Annotated in this window: 12 protein-coding genes; 9 read left to right on the top strand and 3 right to left on the bottom strand. The window is 65.1% G+C overall.

The window, feature by feature from the left end; translation table 11 throughout:
- Positions 1 to 30: 30 nt before the first annotated feature.
- Entirely contained in the window at positions 31 to 882 is an 852-nt protein-coding gene (locus tag BRADO_RS25230) for a sulfurtransferase (protein ID WP_012029026.1), read from the bottom strand.
- A 49-nt stretch (positions 883 to 931) separates the two neighbouring features.
- Positions 932 to 1,390, bottom strand: coding sequence for a hypothetical protein (locus tag BRADO_RS25225; RefSeq protein WP_012029025.1), 459 nt, complete (start codon positions 1,388 to 1,390; stop codon positions 932 to 934).
- Between the two features lie 196 nt (positions 1,391 to 1,586).
- Between BRADO_RS25225 and BRADO_RS25220 the strand changes: the two genes are divergently transcribed.
- The gene (locus BRADO_RS25220; RefSeq protein WP_041757723.1) at positions 1,587 to 2,012 is read left to right on the top strand and encodes a Rieske 2Fe-2S domain-containing protein; all 426 of its coding nucleotides are present in this window, start codon (positions 1,587 to 1,589) and stop codon (positions 2,010 to 2,012) included.
- A gap of 217 nt (positions 2,013 to 2,229) precedes the next feature.
- Here BRADO_RS25220 and BRADO_RS25215 read toward each other — a convergent pair whose 3' ends face one another.
- Positions 2,230 to 2,838, bottom strand: a complete 609-nt coding sequence (locus tag BRADO_RS25215; RefSeq protein ID WP_006609669.1) for a hypothetical protein — start codon at positions 2,836 to 2,838, stop codon at positions 2,230 to 2,232.
- Between the two features lie 326 nt (positions 2,839 to 3,164).
- On the opposite strand from BRADO_RS25215, the gene BRADO_RS25210 reads away from it, so the two are divergent.
- The 8 genes from BRADO_RS25210 (at position 3,165) to BRADO_RS25175 (ending at position 8,556) form a co-directional block, all read left to right on the top strand.
- On the top strand, positions 3,165 to 3,485 hold the full coding sequence (locus BRADO_RS25210; protein WP_006609670.1) for an iron-sulfur cluster assembly accessory protein: 321 nt from the start codon (positions 3,165 to 3,167) through the stop codon (positions 3,483 to 3,485).
- Between the two features lie 29 nt (positions 3,486 to 3,514).
- Positions 3,515 to 3,805, top strand: a complete 291-nt coding sequence (locus BRADO_RS25205; RefSeq protein ID WP_009032140.1) for a NifU family protein — start codon at positions 3,515 to 3,517, stop codon at positions 3,803 to 3,805.
- Positions 3,806 to 3,814: 9 nt separating this feature from the next.
- Positions 3,815 to 5,029 carry a cysteine desulfurase NifS gene (gene nifS, locus BRADO_RS25200; protein WP_012029023.1) on the top strand — a complete coding sequence of 405 codons (1,215 nt, stop codon included), beginning with the start codon at positions 3,815 to 3,817 and terminating at the stop codon, positions 5,027 to 5,029.
- Positions 5,026 to 5,247: a putative nitrogen fixation protein NifT gene (gene nifT / locus BRADO_RS25195; RefSeq protein WP_012029022.1), complete on the top strand. Its 222-nt coding sequence runs from the start codon at positions 5,026 to 5,028 to the stop codon at positions 5,245 to 5,247. The genes nifS and nifT overlap by 4 nt, the downstream gene beginning before the upstream one ends.
- Complete coding sequence (locus BRADO_RS25190; protein WP_012029021.1) at positions 5,247 to 6,113, top strand: SIR2 family protein; 867 nt, start codon at positions 5,247 to 5,249, stop codon at positions 6,111 to 6,113. Before nifT ends, BRADO_RS25190 begins: the two co-directional genes overlap by 1 nt.
- 260 nt (positions 6,114 to 6,373) lie before the next feature.
- The gene (gene nifB, locus BRADO_RS25185) at positions 6,374 to 7,936 is read left to right on the top strand and encodes a nitrogenase cofactor biosynthesis protein NifB (RefSeq protein ID WP_012029020.1); all 1,563 of its coding nucleotides are present in this window, start codon (positions 6,374 to 6,376) and stop codon (positions 7,934 to 7,936) included.
- A 55-nt stretch (positions 7,937 to 7,991) separates the two neighbouring features.
- Positions 7,992 to 8,216 (top strand): YfhL family 4Fe-4S dicluster ferredoxin, encoded by a 225-nt coding sequence (locus tag BRADO_RS25180; protein ID WP_006609676.1) that lies wholly within the window; start codon positions 7,992 to 7,994, stop codon positions 8,214 to 8,216.
- 10 nt (positions 8,217 to 8,226) lie between these two features.
- Positions 8,227 to 8,556 (top strand): iron-sulfur cluster assembly accessory protein, encoded by a 330-nt coding sequence (locus BRADO_RS25175; protein ID WP_006609677.1) that lies wholly within the window; start codon positions 8,227 to 8,229, stop codon positions 8,554 to 8,556.
- The last annotated feature ends 3 nt before the right edge of the window (positions 8,557 to 8,559 follow it).

The raw sequence follows: 8,559 nt of genomic DNA, 5'->3' as shown, positions 1-8,559 counted from the left end.
GCGTGGGCTCCCGTCATCGAGGTCCAGAGGTCACGCCGCCGCCGGCGTGTCGTCGAGCTGGCTCCATTCCGCCCAGGCGCCGTCGTGGACCGCGACGGTGGGAACGCCGAGCCGGTACAGCGCCAGCGCCAGCATGCAGGAGATGATGCCCGAGGCGCAGGTGGTGACGATCGGCTTCGCCAGATCGACACCGGCGGCCGCGAAGCGCGCGGCAAGTCCGTCGGGCGGCAGCAGCACGCCGGTGTCGGGATCGACCAGATCGGCCCAGGGCAGGTTGATGGCGCCGGGAATGTGGCCCTGGCGCTTGAAGGAAAAAACGTCCGGCTGCGTGCCGTCGAACTTGCCCGGACCGCGGGCGTCGACCAGCTGCCCGCCACTTTGCAGCGCGCCCTGCACCTGCGCAGAGGTCGCGACCAGCTCGGGCCGGAAGCTGGCCGTGAAGCTGGCCGGCGACGGGCGCACCGGCGTCATCTCCGCCGGCTGCTTCTCCTTGGTCCATTTGCCGAAGCCACCATCGAGCAGGGCAACGTTATCGTGGCCGAAGACGCGGAACATCCACCACACGCGGCCCGCGGCGGAGCCGCCATAGTGGCGGTCATAGACGATGACCCGGTCGGCATTGCTGATGCCGAGCAGCCCGACCTTGTGGGCGAAGTCCTCCGCCGTCGGCAGCATATGCGGCAGCGGGTTGGTCTTGTCGGCGACCTGGTCGATGTCGAAATGCACCGAGCCCGGCAGGTGCCGGCCGCGATACTGTGTGCGGCCGTCGAGATTGGTGCTCGGATGATGCCAGGTGCAGTCGAGGATCTTGATATCCGGATCAGACAAATGCTGCGCCAGCCATTCGGAGCTGACGAGGGCGTCGGAAGGATCTCTGCTCATGCATGCGCTCTCGATGAGGGCCAACGGGACAGCTGACGCGAAAAGCGCGTCAGAGCGTTTTCGGCATCGCGTAGCCCGGGCGCGGATGGCTGTCGTAATATTCCGGCCGCTCAGGCCAGCCGCCATCGGCGATGATCTTGAAGGTCGCAACCGTCACCGGCGCGCCGGGCGAGCAGGACACTTCGGTGAACTTGATCTCGCGCTCGCCGGGGCCGGCCGAGAAATCGGCAACCGTGGTGCCGTCGGCCTTGCGGGCGCGGGCGAAGCCGGGCGTGCCGACGGTGGCGGCCGGCACGGCGGCGGCGACGAAGATCGGCTGCTCCAGGCCGTCGACTGCGGGTCCGAAAGCGGGCGAGCCAAAGGTGAAGGTCGCGAGCACGCCGCTGCGGTCGACCGCCTTGTCGGCGGTGGTCGGACGCGCCACGGAGTAGACCGTCAGCGTGCCGCCGTCGAGAGCGGCCTTGATGTCGTCGAGCGAGCTCTCGACGAAGTCCAATGTCACGTTCATGTCGATCTCCTTACAAAGGGCCGTTTGCAGGAGAAATTTTCAAGTTCTGTGCCAGTCTCTCGCAAAAGCGAGAAAGGCAGGTGACGCGCTGAGTTGCGCGAATCTTGCAACGTGTGCCGTCAGCGAGCCGACGGTCGCTCTCGCTGTGTGGAAAGCGGCAATGTCGGACATGCGCCAGACATCGATGGAGCCCGACATGACGACCGACGTCGCCTACGCCATCTGCAGCTTCAACGACATCCCGAGCCGCCGCGCCATGGGCTTTCAGCTCATGATCGTGGCGGAGGACGGCAGCCATCGCCCGTGGCCGATCTTCGTGATCCGCTGGGGCAAGCAGGTGTTCGGCTATCTGAACATGTGCCCGCACGACAAGGTCAATCTGGACTGGGAGCGCAACCAGTTCCTGGACGGCAACGGCCTGCGCATCCTCTGCGGCAAGCACGGCTCGCTGTTCGAGATCGGCACCGGGATGTGCGTCGATGGCCCGTGCAAGGGCGAGAGCCTGACGCCGGTGGCGCTGTCGGTCATCGATGGCGACATCTGCGTCACCGGCGTGACCCTGGTCGAGGACGACGAGGACGATGAGGAGTCCGAGACCGGGCTTCAGTGCGAAGAGGGCTGAGATCTCACCTGAAGTCCTGGCGCAAGGGCCGGGACTTCATCTTATGCTGAGCGCCTGTTCTACCGTCTTCGCACCTTGGTCATGTAAGCCCGGCTGTCATCGTCCGCGAAGGCGGACGATCCAGTACGCCGTGACACCTCGGTTCAATATCTTATGCCGCGGCGTACTGGATGCCCGCCTCCGCGGGCATGACGGCTGTGGAGATGGCGAAAAGACCTCAAACAGGTCGGTTTTCATTGCGGTTCTTCACCGGCTCCATCTTGGCCAGCGCGTCGGCATAGGCGATGACCTCGTAGCTCTCGCTGAACTTCACCGCGGCGTCGAGCACGTAGTCGAGCTTGCCGGCGGTATCGAGCTTCTTGATGTCGTTCTTGTCGATCGACAGAAGATCCATCATCTCCTTCCAGACCGTCGATTCATCGCACGGCAGGACGTAGAACGTCACATCGCCCATCTTGATGCGGTATTTCGCCAGCAGGTCGATGTTGTTGCAGAACATGAAGTAGCTGCCATCCGGCTTCAGCAGGCCCTTGAGCACCTCGACCGCCGTCTCGAGATAGGCGAGCGAGTGGATGTAGCCGACCAGCACCGGAATCGTCGGCTCGCCGTCGTTGACGATCGTCAGCACCTGCTCGATCGAGAAATCCGGCGGGCGCTTCTCGTCGGCGACCTGGGTCTGGAATTTCAACGCGATGTCGCCGCGGAAGCCGAACCGGCCGGGCTTCGTCGTCGGCGCCTTCAGCACGGCATTGAGCAGCCGTCCCTCCTTGTCGAGCTGCGCGAGCGCGGTGGTCTCGATCGCAACCGTCTTCTCCAATGTCGTCATCAGCAAATCCCCTCGCATGTCCTTCATGAGCCGTTCGCCGCACGGCGCGGTCAAAAGGGCGGTGATGCAAGTTGTCTGCCGATGTTCGTTGCGCGTTGATTTGCCTGGAATTTTCGCCCGTCGGGCCAACCGATTGTCGGATTTGCGCCGCGACATCGCGGCGTTACGGGCGCGACACGGCGTGAACCGCGTCTGTCGCAAAGTCGACACGCGTCGGAAACGCCACAGAGACAACGCGAAAAGCCGTGGTCTTTCAGGCGATTGTTCGATGGCACGAGACTTGCCAATTCCGTTCGCAACAGCCGGATGGGAAAGGCCAGACGATGATGATCAACCTGACTGACAGCGCCGTCAACGCAGTGCGCAACGCGATCACGACCTCCGACAAGCCGGTCGACGGTCTCCGGATCATGGTCGAAGCCGGCGGCTGCGCCGGGCTCAAATACAACATGGGCCTCGTCAGCGGCAGCGAGCCCGAGGACACCGTGATCGAGCGCGAGGGTGTGCGCGTGCTCGTCGATCACAAGAGCCTCGAATATCTCGAGGGCACGACGATCGATTTCGTCGTTGCGCTGGAAGGCTCCGGCTTCACCTTCGAGAACCCCAACGCCAAGTCGAGCTGCGGTTGCGGCAAGTCCTTCGCTTGACCCCTTCAACATCTGAAAGAGCTGATATCATGCTGGTCGAAACCCAGGGCGTCGTCGAAGCGCCGGCTCAGATGAGCGAACGCGAGCGGATCATCCGCGCCGTGATCGAGGAGGTTCGTCCGAACCTCAAGCGCGACGGCGGCGATTGCGAGCTCGTCGAGATCGACGGCAACAAGATCATGGTCAAGCTCGCCGGCGCCTGCATCTTCTGCAAGCTCGCCAGCGCGACCCTGGAAGGCATCCAGGCCCGCATGATCGAGAAGCTCGGCGAGTTCGTCCGTCTGGTTCCGGTGGCCGGCGCTGCGAAGGCGCGGCATTAAGGAGCGGCCGTGCGTCCGGTGTACCTCGACAACAACGCCACGACGCGCGTCGACCCCGAGGTCGTCGCGGCGATGTTGCCGTTCTTCACGGACCAGTTCGGCAATGCCTCGTCCTCGCATGCCTTCGGCAGCGAGGTCGCGGGCGCCGTCCGCCAGGCGCGCAAGAGCCTGCAGGCGCTGCTCGGCGCCGCGTTCGACCACGAGATCGTCTACACCTCGGGCGGGACGGAATCGGACAACACCGCGATCCTCTCGGCGCTCGAGACTCAAGACGGGCGCGACGAGATCGTCACCACCGCGGTCGAGCATCCCGCGATCCTGACGCTGGTCGAGCATCTCCGCGACAAGCGCGGCGTCACAGTCCACCTGATCGGCGTCGATGCCGCCGGGCGGCTCGATGTCGACGCCTACAAGCGCGCGCTTGGGCCGCGCACCGCGATCGCGTCCGTGATGTGGGCCAACAACGAGACCGGCACGCTGAACCCCATTCCGGAGCTGGCCAAGCTCGCGCATGATGCCGGCGCGCTGTTCCATACCGATGCCGTGCAGGCCGTCGGCAAGATCGCCATTGACCTGAAAGCCACTGCCGTCGACATGCTGTCGCTGTCCGGACACAAGCTGCACGGGCCGAAGGGCATCGGTGCGCTGTATGTCAGGAAGGGCACGCCGTTCGCGCCGCTGGTGCGCGGTGGCCCGCAGGAGCGCCGCCGGCGTGGCGGCACCGAGAATGTTCCCGCCATCATCGGCCTTGGCAAGGCGGCCGAACTCGCCGCCAAGCATCTCGCCGACGAGCAGGGCCGAGTCCGCGCGCTGCGCGACCGGCTGGAGCAGGGAATCACCCAGGGCGTCGGCCATTGCGCCATGCTCGGCGATGTTGCGCAGCGACTCCCGAACACCGCCAATATCGCGTTCCAGCATCTCGAAGGCGAGCCGATCGTGATGCGGCTGAACCAGGCCGGTATCGCCGCCTCGCTCGGCTCCGCCTGCGCCTCCGGCTCGATGGAGCCGTCGCACGTGCTCAGGGCGATGAACGTACCGCCGGAGCTGCTGCGCGGCGCGGTGCGCTTCTCGTTGTCGCGCGACACCACCGACGACGATATCGATGGTGTGCTGGCCGTGCTGCCCGACATCGTCGGCCGTCTCCGCGAGACCTCGCCGTCCTGGCTGCAACATCATCCGTCAAACGCGGCGGACGCCCTTCGTCCCACGGAGCTTACGCAATGAAAGTCATGATCCGCCGCTCGCCGGAAACCGGCCTCTCCATCTACGTCCCCAAGAAGGACCTGGAGGAGCCGATCGTCGAGACCGAGCACGAGACCTTGTGGGGCGGCTGGATCCGCATCGCCAATGGCTGGGTGCTCGAGCTGCCGCAGATGGCCGCCGACACGCGGCTGCCGATCACGATCAATGCGCGCAAGCGCGGTGGAGAAGGGGACGAGTGATGAATGCGCCGCTTCCTCATATCGACATCATCAGGCAGGCCGACGCCGAGGCGCTGCTGAAGGACGTCGTCGCCAAGCTGAAGGCTGGCAAGGTCGTTCCGTTTCTCGGTCCGGCCGTCTCGGAGCAGTCCGGCGCCCCTGTGCCGATGAATCCGGAGGCGCTGGCGGCGTTCTTCGGTACCAAGGTGGCGCTGCCGCGCCGCGCAAAGGGCAATGCCTGGGCCTCGGCGCAGCACATCGAAAGCACGCGTCATCGGAACACGGTGACAACGCTGATGACGGAGGCTTTCGCCACGCCGGTCGCGCCGACGCCGTTGCAGCAGCATCTCGCGTCGCTGCCGCTGCCGATGATCGTCGACAGCTGGTATGACGGCGCGATGCGGACGGCGCTGGCCGGCCGCGGCGACTGGGGCGAAGTCCAGGGCATCACCCGCGCCCATATCGGCGAAGACCGCTGGTATCGCTTCTACGACGCTGATGGCGGCGAGAGCGATCGCGAGAAGGCCAGTGGCTGGACCACGCTGCTGTACAAGCCGCATGGCGGCATCACGCCGGCCAAGAACTTCCTGATCACCGACGCCGACTATGTCGAGGTCCTGACCGACATCGACATCCAGACGCCGATTCCCGACACCGTGAAGGATCGCCGCACCGATCGCGGCTTCCTGTTCATTGGCTGCCGCTTCAACGACCAGCTGCTGCGCACCTATGGCCGCCAGGTCATCAAGCGCTCGGGCAGCGAGCACTACGTCCTGGTCGAGCCGGACACGCTGTCGAAGAACGAGTTGAAATTCTTCATCGCCGAGCGGCTGACGCCGATCGCGATCCCGCTCGCCCGCGCCACCGAGATCATCATCGGCGGCTGAGCCCCGCCCGTCACACTCACGAGCAGCGCGGCCACAAGCCGCGCTGTTTTGCTGTGCGTCCGCTCGTCGGTCTGAGTCTGTAACGTTTCTAACAACGCATCAAACGAGAGGCTTTCGCATGTTGGCAAGGCGACAGCCGCAATGATTTTGCTAACGCGTTGATAGTCCGAAGAAATGATCTTGTCCGCGGCGTGGCACGCGAGTTGCTGAACTCCTTACCAAGGCGGTTTGCGGCTCGCCAGCAACGTTAAGGAGCGGACATGGACGCGTCAGTGCAGCACGAACAGGCGACGATACCGGACGGCGACAAGCTGAGCTCGGTGATGCAGACCATCGCAGAACATAAGGGCTGCGGCACCTCGGGCGGCAGCGGCAAAGCGAGCTGCGGCTCGGGCGCCGGCGAGAACGACCTCCCGCCGGAGATCTGGGAGAAGGTGAAGAACCATCCCTGCTACAGCGAGGAGGCGCATCACCACTACGCGCGCATGCATGTCGCCGTGGCGCCCGCCTGCAACATCCAGTGCAACTATTGCAATCGCAAATATGACTGCGCCAACGAGTCGCGTCCGGGCGTCGTCAGCGAGAAGCTCTCGCCGGAGCAGGCTGCCAAGAAGGTGCTCGCGGTCGCCTCGACCATTCCGCAGATGACCGTGCTCGGCATCGCCGGCCCCGGCGATCCGCTCGCCAACCCCGAGAAGACCTTCAAGACGTTCGAGCTGATCGCGCGCACCGCGCCCGACATCAAGCTCTGCCTGTCGACCAACGGCCTCGCGCTGCCCGACCATGTCGACACCATCGCCGGCTTCAACGTCGACCACGTCACCATCACCATCAACATGGTCGATCCCGAGATCGGCGCCAAGATCTATCCCTGGGTGTTCTGGAAGCACAAGCGCTACACCGGCGTCGAGGCGGCCAAGCTGCTGACCGACCGCCAGCTGCAGGGCCTGGAGATGCTGACCGAGCGCGGCATCCTCTGCAAGGTCAACTCGGTGATGATCCCCGGCGTCAACGACAAGCACCTCGTCGAGGTCAACAAGGCGGTGAAGTCGCGCGGCGCCTTCCTGCACAACATCATGCCGCTGATCTCCTCGCCGGAGCATGGCACCGTGTTCGGCCTGACCGGCCAGCGCGGCCCGACCGCGCAGGAGCTGAAGGCGCTGCAGGACGAGTGCGAAGGCGAGATGAACATGATGCGGCACTGCCGCCAGTGCCGCGCCGACGCCGTCGGCCTGCTCGGCGAGGACCGCTCGGCGGAGTTCACCACCGACAAGATCATGGCGATGGAAGTGAACTACGACATCGACAGCCGCAAGGCCTATCAGGAGGCGGTCGAGAGCGAGCGTGTCGCCAAGGTCGTTGCCCGCCAGGAGGAGCTTGCCTCGCTCGCCGGCCAGTCCAGCGACGTCAAGCTGCTGGTCGCGGTCGCGACCAAGGGCTCGGGCCTGATCAACGAGCATTTCGGCCACGCCAAGGAGTTCCAGGTCTACGAACTCTCCACGGCCGGTGCGAAGTTCGTCGGTCACCGCCGTGTCGACCTGTACTGCCAGGGCGGTTATGGCGACGAGGACAGCCTGGAGACCGTGATCCGCGCCATCAACGACTGCCATGCGGTGTTCGTGGCCAAGATCGGCGGCTGCCCGAAGAGCGACCTGCAGGCCGCCGGCATCGAGCCGGTCGACCAGTTCGCCCACGAGTTCATCGAGAAGTCGGCGATCGCCTGGTTCAAGAGCTACCTGGACAAGGTCAACAGCGGCGAGATCGAGCACGTCGTGCGCGGGGACGCCGAGATCCGCCAGGGCGCCCTGACCTCGGCGGCGTGAGATCCGATCCCGGCGGCGTCGCGGCGCCGCCGGCCCCTTTCGACAGGAGCGTTTCATGACTTTGAAGATCATTGCCTCGCAATGCACGAGCTGTTCGGCCTGCGAGCCCGAATGTCCGAACGTGGCGATCTCCGAGAAGAACGGCACCTTCGTGATCGACCCCAAGAAGTGCACCGAGTGCATCGGCCATTTCGACGAGCCGCAATGCGCCGCGGTCTGTCCGGTCGACAACACCTGCGTCATCGACAATTCGTTCCCGCGCTATCAGCCGCCGGCCTGAGGAGAGCCAGATGAACTTCACGCTCACGCCAGCCGCGCAGAAATTCATGCGCATGATGCTGCGAGCCGACGGCGCCGCCGGCGCCGGCTTCCGCCTCGCGGTGTCGCCGGGCGGCTGCTCGGGTCTCGCCGCCGACATCAGCGTGCTCGCCACGCCGCTCTCCGGAGACGCTGTGGTCGAGCGCGACGGCGTCAAGCTGTTCCTGCCGGCCGAGAGCCGGTTGCTGCTCGATGGCGTCACCATCGATTTCGCTGACACCGCCACCCAGACCGGACTGGTGTTCCATGATCCGAAACAGGTGTCGTGCTCCAGCCATGCCTTGAAGGCGCTGCAGGACTAGGAC

The organism is Bradyrhizobium sp. ORS 278 (assembly GCF_000026145.1).
Classification (GTDB): Bacteria; Pseudomonadota; Alphaproteobacteria; order Rhizobiales; family Xanthobacteraceae; genus Bradyrhizobium.
The sequence above is the reverse complement of the archived record's forward strand: the minus strand, read 5'-3'. Positions and strand labels throughout refer to the sequence as shown.

Coding starts and splice junctions, on each gene's coding strand:
- BRADO_RS25215 (WP_006609669.1), bottom strand. CDS start 2,838: ATGACGACATTGGAGAAGACGGTTGCGATCGAGACCACCGCGCTCGCG.
- BRADO_RS25180 (WP_006609676.1), top strand. CDS start 7,992: ATGACTTTGAAGATCATTGCCTCGCAATGCACGAGCTGTTCGGCCTGC.
- nifT (WP_012029022.1), top strand. CDS start 5,026: ATGAAAGTCATGATCCGCCGCTCGCCGGAAACCGGCCTCTCCATCTAC.
- BRADO_RS25175 (WP_006609677.1), top strand. CDS start 8,227: ATGAACTTCACGCTCACGCCAGCCGCGCAGAAATTCATGCGCATGATG.
- BRADO_RS25230 (WP_012029026.1), bottom strand. CDS start 882: ATGAGCAGAGATCCTTCCGACGCCCTCGTCAGCTCCGAATGGCTGGCG.
- BRADO_RS25220 (WP_041757723.1), top strand. CDS start 1,587: ATGACGACCGACGTCGCCTACGCCATCTGCAGCTTCAACGACATCCCG.
- BRADO_RS25190 (WP_012029021.1), top strand. CDS start 5,247: ATGAATGCGCCGCTTCCTCATATCGACATCATCAGGCAGGCCGACGCC.
- nifB (WP_012029020.1), top strand. CDS start 6,374: ATGGACGCGTCAGTGCAGCACGAACAGGCGACGATACCGGACGGCGAC.
- BRADO_RS25205 (WP_009032140.1), top strand. CDS start 3,515: ATGCTGGTCGAAACCCAGGGCGTCGTCGAAGCGCCGGCTCAGATGAGC.
- BRADO_RS25210 (WP_006609670.1), top strand. CDS start 3,165: ATGATCAACCTGACTGACAGCGCCGTCAACGCAGTGCGCAACGCGATC.
- BRADO_RS25225 (WP_012029025.1), bottom strand. CDS start 1,390: ATGAACGTGACATTGGACTTCGTCGAGAGCTCGCTCGACGACATCAAG.